Annotated in this window: 13 protein-coding genes; 3 read left to right on the top strand and 10 right to left on the bottom strand. The window is 37.8% G+C overall.

The features are described 5' to 3' along the window. Window positions 1-12: 12 nt before the first annotated feature. Window positions 13-651, bottom strand: a complete 639-nt coding sequence (locus SOM16_RS00825) for a gluconate 2-dehydrogenase subunit 3 family protein (protein WP_320462111.1) — start codon at window positions 649-651, stop codon at window positions 13-15. A gap of 10 nt (window positions 652-661) precedes the next feature. Then, the gene (locus SOM16_RS00820) at window positions 662-2,398 is read right to left on the bottom strand and encodes a GMC family oxidoreductase (protein WP_320462110.1); all 1,737 of its coding nucleotides are present in this window, start codon (window positions 2,396-2,398) and stop codon (window positions 662-664) included. A 279-nt stretch (window positions 2,399-2,677) separates the two neighbouring features. Here SOM16_RS00820 and SOM16_RS00815 point away from each other — a divergent pair, with 279 nt between their 5' ends. After that, a complete protein-coding gene (locus SOM16_RS00815) occupies window positions 2,678-3,907 on the top strand; it encodes an SAM-dependent methyltransferase (RefSeq protein ID WP_320462109.1) in 1,230 nt (409 codons plus the stop codon). A 335-nt stretch (window positions 3,908-4,242) separates the two neighbouring features. Here SOM16_RS00815 and SOM16_RS00810 read toward each other — a convergent pair whose 3' ends face one another. Then, entirely contained in the window at window positions 4,243-4,602 is a 360-nt protein-coding gene (locus tag SOM16_RS00810; RefSeq protein ID WP_320462108.1) for a DUF1304 domain-containing protein, read from the bottom strand. 421 nt (window positions 4,603-5,023) lie between these two features. Between SOM16_RS00810 and dnaK the strand changes: the two genes are divergently transcribed. Then, window positions 5,024-6,934: a molecular chaperone DnaK gene (gene dnaK, locus SOM16_RS00805; RefSeq protein ID WP_320462107.1), complete on the top strand. Its 1,911-nt coding sequence runs from the start codon at window positions 5,024-5,026 to the stop codon at window positions 6,932-6,934. Window positions 6,935-7,464: 530 nt separating this feature from the next. Here dnaK and SOM16_RS00800 read toward each other — a convergent pair. From SOM16_RS00800 to SOM16_RS00770, 7 genes are all read right to left on the bottom strand, one after another. Further along, window positions 7,465-8,544 (bottom strand): aminoglycoside phosphotransferase family protein, encoded by a 1,080-nt coding sequence (locus SOM16_RS00800; protein WP_320462106.1) that lies wholly within the window; start codon window positions 8,542-8,544, stop codon window positions 7,465-7,467. After that, window positions 8,535-9,434 carry a nucleotidyltransferase family protein gene (locus tag SOM16_RS00795; RefSeq protein WP_320462667.1) on the bottom strand — a complete coding sequence of 300 codons (900 nt, stop codon included), beginning with the start codon at window positions 9,432-9,434 and terminating at the stop codon, window positions 8,535-8,537. The genes SOM16_RS00800 and SOM16_RS00795 overlap by 10 nt, the downstream gene beginning before the upstream one ends. A 59-nt stretch (window positions 9,435-9,493) precedes the next feature. Further along, complete coding sequence (locus SOM16_RS00790; protein WP_320462105.1) at window positions 9,494-11,062, bottom strand: helicase HerA-like domain-containing protein; 1,569 nt, start codon at window positions 11,060-11,062, stop codon at window positions 9,494-9,496. Window positions 11,063-11,160: 98 nt separating this feature from the next. Continuing rightward, window positions 11,161-11,457, bottom strand: coding sequence for a chaperone modulator CbpM (locus tag SOM16_RS00785; protein ID WP_320462104.1), 297 nt, complete (start codon window positions 11,455-11,457; stop codon window positions 11,161-11,163). A 5-nt stretch (window positions 11,458-11,462) separates the two neighbouring features. Beyond that, complete coding sequence (locus SOM16_RS00780) at window positions 11,463-12,359, bottom strand: J domain-containing protein (protein WP_320462103.1); 897 nt, start codon at window positions 12,357-12,359, stop codon at window positions 11,463-11,465. A gap of 232 nt (window positions 12,360-12,591) precedes the next feature. After that, on the bottom strand, window positions 12,592-12,999 hold the full coding sequence (locus SOM16_RS00775) for a helix-turn-helix transcriptional regulator (protein ID WP_320462102.1): 408 nt from the start codon (window positions 12,997-12,999) through the stop codon (window positions 12,592-12,594). A 531-nt stretch (window positions 13,000-13,530) separates the two neighbouring features. Beyond that, entirely contained in the window at window positions 13,531-15,948 is a 2,418-nt protein-coding gene (locus SOM16_RS00770) for an alpha/beta hydrolase family protein (RefSeq protein WP_320462101.1), read from the bottom strand. 428 nt (window positions 15,949-16,376) lie between these two features. On the opposite strand from SOM16_RS00770, the gene SOM16_RS00765 reads away from it, so the two are divergent. After that, window positions 16,377-16,799 (top strand): hypothetical protein, encoded by a 423-nt coding sequence (locus tag SOM16_RS00765; protein WP_320462100.1) that lies wholly within the window; start codon window positions 16,377-16,379, stop codon window positions 16,797-16,799. Window positions 16,800-17,130 lie beyond the last annotated feature (331 nt).

Below are 17,130 nucleotides of genomic sequence, written 5' to 3'. Positions count from 1 at the left end.
GATATTGCTTAATTAAATTTTTACATTTTGCATGCCATATTGCTTCAACACATCCTCTGGAACACCAGTCCACTGGTTTGGCGCATTTCCGGCATAACCAATATCTTTTACCCCAATTTCGGTAGTATAGAATCCTGAGGCAGTTAAACTTCGCATTCGGTTAAAAAAGGTAACACCTGCCTGAACTTCTGGCTTTGCTTTCTTCGGGTAAGCAATTTCATCGATTATTGAAATCTGCTGTGTGGCTGAAGCATCTATAAATGATTTGCCAAACTTATTAAAGCAATAAACATCCAGCCATTTTAAACCACCACGCATTGGTGTTTTATGTTCAGGAATGTCTTTAACTATAAATTCTATAAACTCAGGTACCTTGGCGTCAGATGCACTGCCGGAGACATTATCTTTCGGAATGATTATATCTGCCAGGACCGTTATGGTAGCCATTTCGTGTTTATTAAAATAGGTTTCTGCCTTGAGTCTTTTATCACGGTCAATTTCCCATTGTTCTCGTCCGGCTTCTGTAGCGGTTTCCTCTTTTGGGGCAACAACTTCAGGAGTTTTTGTTTCGGGTTGTTTACAGGCTTCTAATAATACAGTAGTACTAATTGCTGTTAAACCTAATGCTTTTAGGGAATCACGTCTGTTCATGTTGTAATTCTTAAATGTTATGTTTTTTCTTTTGAGCCAAAATATATTCTGCGGTACGCATGGAGAGCGCGAGAATTGTCCAGGTAGCGTTTTTATCGCCTTGTTGCACAAAAGGTCCGGCATCTACCACAAAGAGGTTTTTACAATCGTGAGCCTGGCAATATTTATTTAATGCAGATTTTTTTGGATCATCACCCATGCGGATGGTACCTACCTCATGGATAATTTTCCCTGGTGGAAGCAGTCCATAATTGGTTTCCGGCCCCTGGATTTTTGAAGTCACCACGCCACCCATTTCCTTCATCATGGTGAGGAAAGTATCCTGCATGTGTTTGGCTTGCAGAATCTCTTCTTTGGCCCATTTATAATGAAATCTTAAAACGGGAATCCCGTATTTATCAACCGTATTCGGATCAATTTCGCAATAGTTATCTTCGCGGGCAATGGCTGTTCCTCTTCCAGCCATACCAACTGTGGTGCCATAAAAGCGACGATAATCATCTTTTAGTGATTTTCCATACCCACCGGCTTCTTTTGTTTTGCCATCTCTGCCTGGCACCATGCCATTCATCTCTGGCACACCACCACCAAAGCCGTATGCAGGCATGCCCATGCCACCCCAATATTCAATGTGGTATCCTCTGGGGAAATTAAGTTTTTTATTATCGAGCCACCAAGGTGAATAAATGTGAACACTGCCTAAGCCATCTTCATTGTAACGTTTTCTGTCCATCAGTTGAGGGAGAAAACCAGAGACACTTACACCCGTTGAATCATGAAGGTATTTGCCGACAATACCGCTGCTATTGGCTAAGCCATTTGGGTGCGACGATGATTTTGAATTTAAAAGAATTCTTGCAGATTCGCAGGCACTGGCACCCAGAATAATGATTTTTCCATTTACCTGGTACTCCTGTAAATCTTTCCTGTTTACATACGATACGCCTTTAGCAGTACCATCTTTATCGGTAATGACTTCACGAACCATTGCATCGGTAATCACGGTTAAATTTCCTGTTTTTACTGCCGGAATGACAAGGCAGGATGACGAGGAGAAATCACCATAAACTTTACAACTCCTACCGCACTGACCGCAATAAAAGCACGGTGCCCGGTCAGTGTTATTGGGTAATGGTTCTGTTAATACAGAGCCTCTGCCAGGAATTACCTTTACACCAGCTTTATCAGCACCTTTTTTAATGAAAAGTTCTGTTAAACGTGGTTTAGGCGGTTTCATGAAAATGCCATCTGGTTCATTTGGCAAGCCTTCTTTCGTGCCATAAATACCAATTAAGCGATCTACCCGATCGTAAAAAGGTTTAACTTCCTCGTAGGTGATAGGCCAATCATCTGTCAAACCATCTTTGGCTTGGAAATCCAGTGGCCCCATTCTTAGGGAAATTCTTCCCCAGTGATTGGTACGACCGCCTAACATGCGAGATCTGAACCATTCAAATTCAGTTTTATCTTTTGTGGTATAGGGCTCGCCTTCCAGTTCCCAGCCGCCGTATGAAGCATCAAAATCACCAAAAGGTCTGGTGGTAGAAGCACCACGACGTGGAGATTCCCAAGGCCATTTTAATTGATGTGCATCTATCCTGGGATCAAAATACTGACCAGCTTCAAGCATTAGCACTTTTTGTCCGGCGTTTGCTAAAACATAGGCAGACATACCGCCACCTGCACCAGAACCAACGATAATCACGTCGTAAACAGTCGGCGATTTTTTAATCTGAAATTCACTCATTTGTATTGGTTAGATTAAACTATAAATCTAATCTAATGCTATTTTTTATTAAATGAAAACGTTTAATTACTTTGGAACGATTACAGATAATGTCTCTTTATCGTTTTCTAAATCGTATTACCTCATCTAATACCATGATGCTATTTAAATCAATTTTTATACCTACGCATTAGTTTAGTAAGCTGTGCAACAGATAACAGCATCGCTTCATTGTTACATGATTTGTCTGCTACGGTTCTTCAAAGAAATTGGTTTATCTTTGTGCTTTAAATTTTATTGATGGTATTTTCAGCACACATAGAACAATTTATATCTGTCTTAGAAAAAAGCTTAAGCCTGCAGCAGTTTGTGAAAATTTCTTTGGGAAATTATAAGGGTTCGGAAGATGGATTAAAGCAACTTTTGATTAGAACAGTCTTAATAAAAAGAGAGCCTAAGCTGGCATTTACTTTTCGTTATAAAACGCGTGATATTGTAAAAAACTTTAGCGAAGAAGAAGCAGTGAAGCTCATTTCAGAATATCTGCAAACTGGTTTTAAGATTGCTACACTATTTACCACGAAGAGGGATTTAATTTTTGAAGAATTAAATAATGGTAAAATTGTTTTAAGAGAAACGGAAGCATCAACCAAAGCGGTTCCCACAGCTCATCATGATCAGGAGAAGTCTAGGTTAATTAAGCCTGATTCAAAACCTTATTTAACTGAGTTAAAAATTACGGATGCAGAGGGCAAAGTATTTAAGAATGCGCAGGATAAATTCCGCCAGATTAACCATTATATCGAAATTTTAAGTTCGTTAATCAAAGAATTACCAGAAGGAACCATCAAAAAAGTGGCTGATATGGGGGCTGGTAAAGGTTATTTAACATTCGCATTATATGATTATTTGCATTCGGTTTTGAAGTTAGATGCAGAGATTGTTGGTGTGGAGTATCGCCAGGATCTGGTTGATTTATGTAATGCTGTTGCTGATAAATCTAATTTTGATCAATTGAGTTTTGTTAAAGGAACGATTGAAGATTTTGATGCAGAAAATGTTAATTTATTAATTGCGCTTCATGCTTGCGATACGGCTACGGATGATGCCATTTTTAAAGGGATTAAAGCCAATTCAGAACTGATTGTTGTTGCACCTTGTTGCCATAAGCAGATCAGAAGAGAGATGGAGCAAAACAAAGCGAAGAATGATGTTTCCTTTTTAACTAAATACGGTATTTTTCTGGAACGCCAGGCAGAGATGGTTACGGATGGGATCCGTGCTTTAATTTTAGAATACTTTGGATATAAAACTAAAGTGTTTGAGTTTATTTCTGACGCGCATACGCCTAAGAATGTACTTGTTGTTGGCGTGAAGAGTAAGGATAAAGGAGCAAAGAGTAAGGATAAAGGAGTAAGGAGTAAGGATGAAAGAGCAAAGAATAAGGAGGAAATCCTACAAAAAATAAAAGCGAGTAAGGCATACTTTGGGATTGGTTACCACCATTTGGAAAAGTTGCTGGATTTGTAGATTAACCGCAAAGAGCGCAAAGTTTTTCGCAGAGAAACGCAAAGCTTCAGTCCAAGATTAAGTGTAAAAGGTTGGGTTAATTTAACCGCAAAGAGCGCGAAGTTTTTCGCGAAGAAACGCAAAGTTTCAGTCCAAGATTAAGTGTAAAAGGTGGATGAAATTAACCGCAAAGAACGCAAAGTTTTTCGCAGAGAAACGCAAAGCTTCAGTCCAAGATTAAGTGTAAAAGGTTGGATTAGATTAACCGCAAAGAGCGCGAAGTTTTTCGCGAAGAAACGCAAAGCTTTGAGACGGATAATTTCATATTAGTTCTATATCAACCGATAAGATCAAGTTTATAAGTGTAATAAAATCAAAGCAATTAATGCTGGGATCGATTGTACATAAAGAATCTTCTTACTTGCAGTTGCCGCACCATAAATACCAGCAATAATTACGCAGCATAAGAAAAAGATAGCTACATATATTTTCCATTGAGGATCGTTAATACATAACGACCAGATTAATCCTGCTGCCAAAAATCCATTATACAGGCCTTGGTTTGCCGCCAATGCTTTAGTTTGCGGGAAGAGTTCTTTAGGAATGGTTTTGAAAACTTTAGGTGCCTTGGTAGTCCAGGCGAACATTTCCAGCCAAAGAATATAGAGGTGAAGAATGGCTATGATGCCAATTAAAATCTGTGCTGCTAGTTGCATTCCGTATGGGTTTATAAGCTCAAGATACAAAAAGTTTTATCACTGTGATGGTCAGTGATGAATATCTCCTTAGCGCTTACATTCATCGAACGATTATTTATACGCATATCTCAGTCGGTTTAAAGAAAAAACTGGCACTTATTTAGATCCTTTTATAAATTATAATTTTACTTTAGTCTATCGGCTGTTAGCTTAAGATTTTCAGTTTCAAGCCTTCTACTTTAAGCGCTCTTCTTTTAGCTTTCAGCTCCAGTCTTCACCTTCAAGTTTTCTTGATTCTGTCATGCTGTCAGTCTTCGATGGCCTGTTTTTTTACATTTTATCAGTCTTTTGACGTTATTTTCTGCCAAAACCCAATTGGCACAAGCATTGTTTAATAGGTTGAAATTACAATACTTTAAAAGAAGAAAATAGAAATACAATGGGAAAAATTATTGGAATAGACTTAGGAACAACGAACTCTTGCGTGAGCGTAATGGAGGGCAACGAGCCTGTAGTTATAGCGAACAGTGAGGGCAAACGTACTACACCGTCTATTGTTGCTTTTGCAGAAAACGGTGAGCGTAAAGTTGGCGAGCCTGCTAAACGTCAGGCTATAACCAACCCAACAAAAACGATATATTCGATTAAACGCTTTATGGGTAGCAGCTACGACGAAAGTTCGAAAGAAGCTGGACGTGTACCATATAAAGTGATTAAAGGTGATAACAATACACCTCGCGTTGAAATCGACGATAGAAAATATACTCCACAAGAAATCTCTGCAATGATTTTGCAGAAAATGAAAAAAACTGCTGAAGATTTCTTAGGATACGAAGTTACTGAAGCGGTGATTACTGTACCAGCTTATTTTAATGATGCACAACGTCAGGCTACTAAAGAAGCAGGCGAAATTGCAGGTTTATCTGTAAAACGTATCATTAACGAACCAACTGCAGCTGCGCTAGCTTATGGTTTAGATAAAGCACATAAAGACATGAAAATTGTTGTGTTTGACTGTGGTGGTGGTACACATGATGTGTCTGTATTAGAATTAGGTGATGGCGTTTTCGAAGTGAAATCTACTGATGGTGATACACACTTAGGTGGTGATGACTTTGACCACATTATTATCGATTGGTTAACTGAAGAATTCAAATCTGAAAACAGCATGGACCTTGCAAAAGATCCAATGGCTTTACAACGTTTGAAAGAAGCTGCTGAAAAAGCTAAAATTGAATTATCAAGCACTACTTCAACAGAAATTAACTTACCATATATTACTGCTGATGCTAGCGGCCCTAAACACTTAGTACGTACATTATCTCGTGCTAAATTTGAGCAATTGGCTGGTGATTTAATTAAACGTACTATCGATCCATGTAAATCAGCTTTGAAAAATGCAGGTTTAAGCACAAGCGATATTGACGAAATTATCTTAGTTGGTGGTTCAACTCGTATTCCTGCTATTCAGGAGGCTGTTAAAGCTTTCTTCGGTAAAGAGCCAAGTAAAGGTGTTAACCCTGATGAGGTTGTAGCAATTGGTGCGGCTATTCAAGGTGGTGTATTATCTGGTGATGTTAAGGATGTATTGTTGTTAGACGTTACGCCATTATCATTAGGTATCGAAACTATGGGTGGTGTAATGACAAAATTAATTGAGTCTAACACAACAATCCCAACTAAAAAATCAGAGACTTTCTCCACTGCAGCTGATAACCAGCCTTCAGTAGAAATCCATATTTTACAAGGTGAGCGTCCAATGGCTGGCCAAAACCGTACAATTGGTCGTTTCATTTTAGATGGTATTCCACCAGCACCTCGTGGTGTGCCTCAGGTAGAAGTATCTTTTGATATTGATGCTAACGGTATCTTACACGTAAGTGCAAAAGATAAAGCTACTGGTAAAGAGCAAAAAATCCGTATCGAAGCATCTTCAGGTTTAACTGATGCAGAGATTAAAAAAATGAAAGAAGAGGCGGAAGCTAATGCTGCAGATGATGCTAAGCAAAAAGAAGAAGCTGATAAAATTAACGGTGCTGATGCATTAATTTTCTCTACAGAGAAACAATTGAAAGAATTTGGTGATAAATTATCTGCTGATAAAAAAGCGCCAATCGAATCAAGTTTAGAGAAATTGAAAGCAGCTCACTTGTCTCGTAACTTTGCAGATATCGATGCAGCACAAGCTGAATTACAAGCTGCATGGAACGTAGCTTCTGAGGAAATGTACAAAGATGGCGGTCAGCCTCAAGGTGGCGAACAACCACAAGCTGATGGTCAACCTCAAGGTGGTGGCGATAACGTTACTGACGTTGATTTTGAAGAAGTAAAAGAAGACGATAAGAAATAAGTCTTAAGTCTTTAGTCCTAAGTCGAGAGTCTTTGGAGCATATAAAAAGCGTTTCTGATTAAGTTCAGGAGCGCTTTTTTAGTTTAAAGTCTGGGGTTTTGATTTGAGCGTTTTAGATGGAACAAGCAGGTGTCCCCGATTGCAGTCCGGCTTTAGCGGACTGCTTTAAAAAAGGAATTTTATTTTCCAGCTCGCAATTTATAATCGTTTGAGTAATCCATTCATTGCAGTCTGGCTTCAGCCGACTGCTTTAAAGAGAAATTTTATTTTCTAGCCCTCTTTATGATCGTTTGAGCAATCCATTCATTGCAGTCCGGCTTCAGCCGACTGCTTTAAAAAGGAAATTTATTTTCCAGCTCGCAATTTATGATCGTTTGAGCAATCCATTCATTGCAGTCCGGCTTCAGCCGACTGCTTTAAAAGGAAATTTATTTTCCAGCTCGCAATTTATGATCGTTTGAGCAATCCATTCATTGCAGTCCGGCTTCAGCCGACTGCTTTTAAAAAGAAAAATCTAATTTCTATCCTATTTAATACAACAGATTCTCTTCTATAATGCCCTGCAATTCTTTTTCATTTACAGCTATTTCTGAAAGTAATTGAAACTGGTTTTTAGCACGATCTAAGTTTTGAGTAGGATAGCTTACCGGATAATAAGTATTTCCGTTTAAAAAATCAGATAAAAAACGCAAAGCCTGCATGTAGATAATATACCGGCCGGAGAAGAGCATTAGTTCTTTTTCCGTCGCTGTTAAAATCGCTTTCATTTCCGAAAGATACCCTTTAATCATCGCCTCAAAATAGGGCAATCTGATTTTGATCCTGGTTAAATCGATTTCATTTTCAGAGCATGCACAAAGGTAGGTACGCATCATATCACCCAGATCTGAGATGAATTTTCCGGGCATAATGGTATCTAAATCGATAACGCAAATGCCCTTAAAAGTTTTTTCATCTAGTAGTACATTGCTAATTTTAGTATCGTGGTGCATTACCCGATCTGGAAAATCATCTTTCTGTAAATAGGAGGTATAATAATCTAAAATATATTTATGATTCAATGCATCTTCAATCTGAATTTCAGCTTGCTCTCTTAATGCTGCAGGTGCTTCACTTAGTGCCTGTGTAAACTGTTTATACCTTAATCCTAAATCGTGGAAGCCGGGGATAGTAGGCTCAAGGGTTCGGGTATCGAAATTATTAAGCAATCGGCTTAATTTACCAAACTGCTTAGCGGCTTCAAAAGCTTGCTTTGGATCAGTTAAAACATCAAGCGAAACTGTATGGTGTACAAATGGTAACAATCTCCAAAACTCCTGATTAATATGAGCCATTTCTGCTCCTTCAATGGTAGGAATAGGTTTAATGAAAAGATAATCAGGATGGTGTTGCGCAAGGTAATCTGAGATAGCCTTTAAATTCTCTGCGATGGCCCAGGGCGATTTAAAAACGGCAATGTTAATTTGCTGAAGAATGTATTTCTGATTTCCAGCATGGGGAGAAAGCAAATAGGTACAGTTAATTAAACCTGTACCTATTTGAGTGATTGTTGTATTTTTTTTAGTAAATCCGTAAGCGTTTAAAACTTCGGAAGCTAAATTTAGTTCCATAGTTTTTCAGGATACGTTCCGTTTTTAACCAATTGGTCTATAGAATCCTGAACATAAGGCTTATCTTCTTTGTAAGTTACCCCAAACCATTTATTCGAAGTTGGTACTACTTTGAAAGTAGCGGTGTCATTTTGCACCAGGCTTTCGCCGATTAAAGGGATAAAAAATTCTGCTTTAGGCTTATCTTTATTTGCCATGGCAAATTCTTTAAATAATCCTTCTGTAATTTCAAAAACAGCGGGAGTGAAGCCCCAGAAATTCATCGAAACTGGCGTACTAAAATCTAAAGGGAACTCTTCGCCATCTTCTTCATAGAAAATTTTTCCATCCTTTGGATACACTTTCGTACGCTCAATAATCTCAGATAAGTTACCCGATTCATCTACTTTACAAACCCCTCTTGATACTGAACCGAACTCAGAAAGTGTTTTTCCGATTTCGTATCCAATAATTGAATAGTTGCTATCTGTAGCTTCAGTATTTAAGAAATCTGCCATTTTTTTAAAGGCATCAAAACCATAATAATCATCGGCATTAATTACACAAAAAGGCTCTTTAATTACATCCCTGCCCGATAAAATGGCATGGGCTGTTCCCCATGGTTTTTCTCTATAAATTTCTTCTTCGATTCCGAATTGTTTCAGGTCGAAATTTTGAAAAACGTATTCTGTTTCTATTCTGCCATTAAGTTTTGGCTCAAAAATAGATTTAAAATTTTCTTCAAATTCTTCTTTAATGATAAATACAACTTTGCCGAAGCCAGCATTAATTGCATCATATATTGAATAGTCGATGATGGTTTCGCCATTTGGGCCAAAGCCATCGATTTGTTTCATACTTCCATAACGGCTTGCCATTCCGGCAGCCAATATTAATAGTGTAGGTTTCATCATTTAAATATTAAATCGAGCGTTTCTTTTGTTGTGTTAATTTATATTACCAAGGCTTTTTAAAAACCAAAAAAGCCTCCGGTTTTAGATCTTGTTTTCTTTCCTGTAAGCATTCCGAAGATACCTCTAACAATTTCTTTGCCAATCTGGCGAGTAATTGTTGCGCCCATTACTTGCTCTACCAAACTTTTCTCTCCTGGCTTGGGCTTATTCCCCTGTTCCTCTTGCTTTTGTAATGCTTTCTGTTGTTTTTCTTGCGCTGTAAGTTCGGCCTGATCATTAATCTTTTTGGTTAGCATTTCATACGCACTTTCAGGATCGATTGCATCCTTATATTTTGCATACATCTTACTTTTATTTACCAAATGCTCAAAATCTGCCGGACTTAAGGGACCCATTACCGAGCGGGGAGGGGTAAGCATGGTAGCCGAAACCTCAGTGGGTATTCCTTTTTCATTTAATACCGTAATTAATGCCTGGCCAGTACCCAACGAAGTTAAAACTTTGTCAATTTGATAAAAATCAGATTTAGGGTAGGTATTTACCGTTTTCTTTAGTGCATCTACATCATTTGGAGTAAATGCCCTAAGCGCATGCTGTACCCGATTACCCAATTGCCCCAATACACTTTCAGGTACATCAGTTGGAGATTGGGTACAAAAAAATACGCCAATTCCTTTTGATCTGATCAACCTGATAATGGTTTCAATTTGTTCTAAAAAGGCTTTTGAAGAGTTTTTGAATAATAAATGTGCCTCATCGAAAAAGAAAACCAGCTTGGGTTTTTCTAAATCTCCAACTTCGGGCATGGTATTAAACAATTCAGCTAACAGGCTCAATAGAAAGGTAGAATACAATACGGGCTGATTTTGTACATCGGCAATATTAAGTAAACTAATGGTTCCTTTACCATCTACGCGTTCTAATAGATCGTCGATATCAAAAGATTTTTCGCCAAACATGCCACCTAAACCCTGTTGCTCAATGGCTACAATTTTTCTCAATATTGTGCCAGATGTAGCTGTTGAGATGCTGCCGTAACTGCTTTTAATTTCTGCTGCTCCGGCACCTTCTGATAAATAAGAAACCAGTTTTTTTAAATCATTCAGATCAATAATGGGCATTTTATTATCATCTGCATATTTGAAAATGACGGCCATTACACCAGATTGTGTATCGTTCAAATCCAGAACTTTGGATAAAAGGGTAGGCCCGAATTCTAATACTGTTGCCCTCATTTGCGCACCCAGTTTCCCAGATAACGAATAGATTTCAAGCGGAAAAGCAGTAGGTGAAAATGATTTATTTAGTTGTTGGGCACGCTCTTCGATTTTTGAATTTACTAAGCCTGCTTGGTTCAATCCAGATAAATCGCCTTTAACATCCAACATAAACACGGGTACACCGGCATCAGAAAGCTGTTCGGCCAGGAGCTGTAACGTTCTGGTTTTACCTGTACCTGTTGCACCAGCAATTAAACCGTGCCTGTTCATCATTTTTAAAGATAAGTTTACTTCAGCTTCGCTGTAAACCTGTCCGTCTAAAATACCTGCACCCAGGTAAATATACGAGCCTGTTGGCGCATAGGATGCTTTTATCTTTTCGATGAATGTAGACGACTCGCTCATGTTGTTTTATATGAATGCCAATTTAAGAAACTAATTTTATAATAAATGTGCATTTAGCTTACCAATCGGTTCAATTTATTGCACAATTTGGTTTATTGTTAATTGAAATGTTTACTGTGGATGAGGTCTGCTTTTAACGTATTTATTTCCTTTTGCATGGTTTCTACCTGGTTTAATAAATGTGCAATAGCGTGTAAACCTTCCAGGTTAATATCGAGGTCTTTCGCCAGCCGAACGTAGCGCTCTAGTTTGGAAAGTTCATCAAAAGATAGAAAACTGGATTGCTTTTGAGTAGTGGTTTTGATTAAACCGAAATCTTCAAGTGATTGAATAAAATCAATTTCCAAATGGTGATAGGTACAAATATCACTCACGGCTATTAAATTATTTCTCATCGTAGTTAGCTTTTAGAAAGTTTTTCAAATAATTCTTTTTGCTCCGGGTTCAGGTTTGTTGGTAATTTTACCTGCCATTTAATATACAAATCGCCAAATTGATTGTCTTTTTTATAAATTGGGAAGCCTTTGCCTTTTAAACGTAAGGTAGCATCTGGTTGCGTGCCTGCGGGAACTTGCAGCTTTACTTTGCCGTTTAAGGTTTCTACAATCTTTTCTCCACCTAAAATGGCGGTATATACATCTATCTCTTCCTGGATGTAGATATCATTTCCTTTTCTTTTAAATTTAGGATCTTCGTTGATATTAAATTTAATATACAAATCTCCGGGTTGACCATTATTTGCCCCTGGTGCACCATAACCTGGTAGTTTTATCTTCTGGCCATTTTCTACCCCTGCAGGGATGGTAATCCGCACCTGGCGCCCGTTAACCGTTAGTGTTTGTTTATGTGTAGTGTAAGCATCTGTTAAATTTAATTGTAAATCGGCATTATAATCCTGGCCTTTAAAGGGCGAATTACGACTACTTCTACCGCCGCTGCCAAACATAGAGGAGAAAAAATCTGAAAAATCGTCTCCACCGAAGCCGCCAGAATAACCACCGCCACTACCATAACCACCACCTTGAGATTGGTATTGCGGACGTTGCTTTTGCTGTGCATCTAACTGATCGGCATGTTGCCAATCTTTACCATATTTATCGTATTTCTTACGCTTATCAGGATCACTTAAAACTTCGTTAGCTTCATTAATTTGCTGAAATTTTTTATTTGCCTCTTCATTATTGGGATTCAAATCTGGATGATACTTTCTGGCTAATTTTCGATAAGCTTTTTTGATATCATCTATTGATGCGCTTTTATTTAAATCGAGGATTTTATAGTAATCTATGTAGTCCATATGCTGTTAACAAATTATTGAGGTTTATGTTCAAATGCCTCGCGGATAAATTTACTGTAAATATTTCAGGACTTTGTTTTTTCACTGGCGAAATTCATATTGGTTAGTTTTCTAAACACAAATGCCTCCAGATTTGGAGGCATTTTGTGTGCAGCCTTTCTAAATGCTGTACTTAAATATTGTATTCGATTTCGATGGAAGTTGTTTTAAAGGGAATTTATAACATCGAAATCTACTTCCCTTTCAAAATCTCTACCTTTTCCTGCTCACTAGCCAATAAACGTTCGTATAGCTTTTTGTTTTCTTCCATTACATCTATCAGTTTGTCTAACGGATTAAAGGTACAGTTGTAATTTACTCCCGGGCCATTTACAACTGTATTGTCATAGTTATTTTGAATATTATTAATCACAGCTTCATCACTATAGTTCTTTATTGCTTCTTTGCTTACGCCTAATACACTGGCAATTTTTTCTAACGTACTATCTTCTATTTCTTCGCTCTGCTCTAATTTACTCACCGTTTGTTGGCTAACCCCAAGTTCTGCAGCGAGCGTTTCCTGCTTCATTCCACGTAACTCTCTTATACGGCTGATTTTTCTGCCTATGTTAGTGGCATTTGTTTTTCCTGTGGTTTCCATACTTCAAATATATTTAATTTTTGTGTGGTAAAAAACAATATGCAGTTGTAGTTAACAAGCGCGTTGATTCTAAACGAATATTGATAGTTGTTCTTTTGCAGTAGGGAGAATAAGGGGCGCAGTAAGCAACATAAGCCTTGCAGTAGGAAGAATAAGGAACGCAGTAAGCAACATAAGCTTTGCAGTAGGGAGAATAAAGGGCGCAGTAAGCAACATAAGCTTTGCAGTAGGGAGAATAAGATGCGCAGTAAGCAACATAAGCTTTGCAGTAGGGAGAATAAGGTGCGCAGTAAGCAACATAAGCCTTGCGGTAGGGAGAATAAAGAGCGCAGTAAGCAACATAAGCTTTGCAGTAGGGAGAATAAGGAACGCAGTAAGCAACATAAGCGTGGAAGTAGACTATTTATTTTACCACCTAAGGCACCTAAGTAAAAATAAGCGCCATTAGTTAATAGCCTTAATTAAAAAAACCATTACAATACCAGCAAAGGCCAGTACCATAATGGTTTTTTCTAATGAGTTAGGAGCAAATTATTTTTTTCCTTTTACATATTTTTCTAACCACTGGTCTTCTTCCCACAGGGTATGTAAGATGTTTTCTTTACCACGGTAGCCGTGCGCTTCGTAAGGTAAAAACACAAACCGGGTTGTGCCGCCTGCACCTTTAATGGCATTAAATAAACGCTCACTATTGATGGGGAAGGTACCAGGGTTATCGTCAGAATCGCCATGAATTAAAAGCAATGGCGTTTTAATTTTATCGGCATAACTGAACGGACTCATTTCATAATAAAGTTGCGGAACCTGCCAGTAGGTACGTTCTTCGTTTTGGAAACCAAACGGAGTAAGTGTACGGTTGTAAGCGCCACTACGGGCAATACCTGCAGCAAACAGATCTGTATGTGCCAATAAATTAGCCGTCATAAAAGCACCATAACTGTGGCCACCAACGGCCATTCTTTTCTTATCACCAACGCCTAAATCAGCAAGTTTATTAATTGCAGCTTCGGCATTTAATTTAAGTTGTTCTATAAAAGTATCGTTTGGTTTTTTGCCATCTTTTGCTACGATTGGCATTTCTGCATTATCCAGAATGGCATAACCGCGGGTTACCCAATAAATTGGCGATCCCCAGCTAATGGCTGTAAATTTATCTTTCGAACCACGAATTTGTGCCGCATCTGCTGCGGAGTTAAATTCTCGTGGGTAAGCCCAAATAAGGGTTGGAAGCGGACCATCCTTAGCCTTATCATAACCTTTTGGTAAATATAAATCACCAGTCAAATCTACACCATCGGCACGTTTGTAAGAAATTTTTTCTTTTGTAATGCCATCAAGTGATGGGTAAGGGTTGGCGAAACTGGTAATTGGCTGATCAGCAATGCGAAGCACAAGATTTTTGATGAAGTAATTTGGAACCATTTTCTGGCTCTCTTTGCGCGTTAATAAAACCAGTTTATCAGGATTAATTACATCGGTAATATATTCAAATGTACCTTCTGCGCTGCGCCAAATAATTTCATTCTTTTTCGAAGCAAGGTCAAACTTTGCTAAAAAGGGTAAATCGCCTTTTTCTGATGAGCCTATAGCGTTATTCATTAATAGCTTAGTGCCATTATCTACAGTTTTAATTACCTGCTTACCATATTTGTTTTTAGTAGTTACCGGAGTACCTGGGTTACCGTACGCATCAGTTTGATTACGGGTATAAAGTTCTTCAACTGCGCCTGTAGCCGGGTTGTACCGGCTTACTTTGCTGGTTTGCTTGCTCCGTAAACCTTCCATTATCAGGGCTAAGTTCGCATCTCCCCATTGTACGCCACGGTAACGTGTTTGTGTTTTAAATAATTCTTTTTCAGTTCCGGTAAATGGCGCGCTTAATGCATAAACTGCATCATGAAAGGGAACATTTTTTTTAATTAAACCACTATCTAAAGGTTTGGCCCAAACCAATGTAGCAGGTTCATCATCTCTCCAATCGAAACCGCGGGCAACATTTTGGGTATTGTCGTAACCAGATGGAGTACCTTCAGATGATGGTAATTCTGCCACCACTTTTACGGTTTTACCATTTAAATCTGTAATGCTAACTGTTGATGGGAAGCCATAGGCAGAAACTAAATAAGAGAAAGGTTTCCGGATGGTTTCTGTCATTAAATAATTTTTATCTGGCGAAAGGCTTACTGTGCCGTAAATTGCCGGCTTGCCAATTGGTGTTTCTACGCCTGCGGTATTTTTTACCAATTGAGCAGTAGCGAAGAACTCAAACAACTGTTCGTCGAAAGGCGATTTAATTAAATCCTGATAGGTTGCACTCGGCGCTGCTTTGCCTAAGTTTTGCTGAATAGTTGGTCCTTTAGGCATTAAAGGTTTGGTTGGGGCAGCACTTGCCGGCTTGGTTACTGCGCGGTAAATTACTGTATTATCGTTTAACCAGATTAAGCCACTACCTAAAACAACATTTAAAAATGATTTATTAGTTTTTACGGCTTTTTTGGTTGCAATATCTATTACATATAAATCAACGCCTTTTTGAGTGGTGTTGGTAAAGGCAATTTTTGTTTCTGCAGGATTCCAGCTAATATTACCAGCATATAAAGGTGTAGGTAAACCAGTAACTTGTGAGGTTTGATTGGACTTGATATTCTTTAAACTAAAATTATTGATATAATTCTGTCTGCTTGGCGAATAGTTATTGGGATTTAACCTTAAACCAGCAATCCGATATTCGGGCATTGCCAATTCTTCTACAGATGGATAGGAATTTTTTTCGCTAAATAAAATCCATTCTGCCTTGCCATCAATGCTTACTGCGGGAGTAGGTTTGGCGAGCAATAAATCTGCGATTTCTTTGGGCGGCGTTTGATAACTAACCGCATCTTGCGCAGCTGCATTTAGGGAAATAAAGGCCCCGGCCACTACTAAACAGGCGTATAAATTTTTAATCATATTTTAAATAAGTTGTTGATGAAAGGAATATTCAAAGATTGGAAATTTAAAGGTATCGTCTCGTAACTTCTTATTTACAGTAATATGCTATCGTTATAACCTGGCTAATCTTAGTAGTCAGCGCCACTTAGTATTGAAGCTATTTTAGCACAGTTAGCAGTGTGTATTAAATCATGGCGTGTAAATGATTAAAATCTCAAAATGTTATCCAGAATAGTTTTATTTATGTAGCTCTAGTATTACGTATTTATAGGTTTAAATTAGCGTATTTATTGCCATTTTACCGAAAAATACCTAAAAATGTTGATCTATGTCAAAAAATGCACCCGTTTTGTGCAATATTTTATGTTTTTTCCTACTTTCGTTCTGTCAATCGTCCCCGATATTGATTTAATTGAATTTTTTATACTTAAAAATTAATTATCTCGATGACAACGAAAATAAAACATGGTGAGATTTTGGAGCGCGTTGTACGCCGAAATCGAATGGGAATTAGTGAGCTTTCAAGAAAGCTGAATGTTAGCAGAAGAACAATTTATAATTGGTTCGGTCAAGATCGGCTACATCAAGAAATCATTTGGCAGATTGGACATTCATTAGGGCAGGATCTTTCAATATCGTTTCCTGATGTTTTTCCAAAAAGCAATTCCAAGGCAGAACACCCTGTCGAAGCCAGTGAGAAACCTGCAGGCAATTCAAATTCAGTATATTTCTGGATGAATAAATACATTCATTTATTAGAAAAATACAATAGTATGTTGAGTGTTGAAGAAGAGCAGGCGCATGCTGAAAATAAGGATAAATCTATGTCTGTAAAAAACAAAAGAACAGAAACCTTCATGTTTCAGTAAAACCTTTTAGCTGCTGCTAAAAAAAAATCTAAATCGATGTAAAATGCCTTTTATTTAAAAGATTAAAGCTTAAGAATTTGATATTTCTTTATGACAAGGAATACCTATTATAAAAAGTTTTGTAAAAAGAATCATTTTAAATACCTGGGAAGGCCTTACACAGAATTTGATATAATTCTAACAACCAAACGAGATATAACCGATACTGGTTATTATCAAAACTAAATAAGTACTCTTCTGGAACTTATTTAATTTGATTACAAAAAAGATATAGCCACTTATAAAAATAAGCGGCTATATCTTTTTAAAGTTTTGCTTTTTATGGTGTGCC

The organism is Pedobacter sp. CFBP9032 (assembly GCF_034045265.1).
Lineage (GTDB): Bacteria > Bacteroidota > Bacteroidia > Sphingobacteriales > Sphingobacteriaceae > Pedobacter.
The sequence above is the reverse complement of the archived record's forward strand: the minus strand, read 5'-3'. Positions and strand labels throughout refer to the sequence as shown.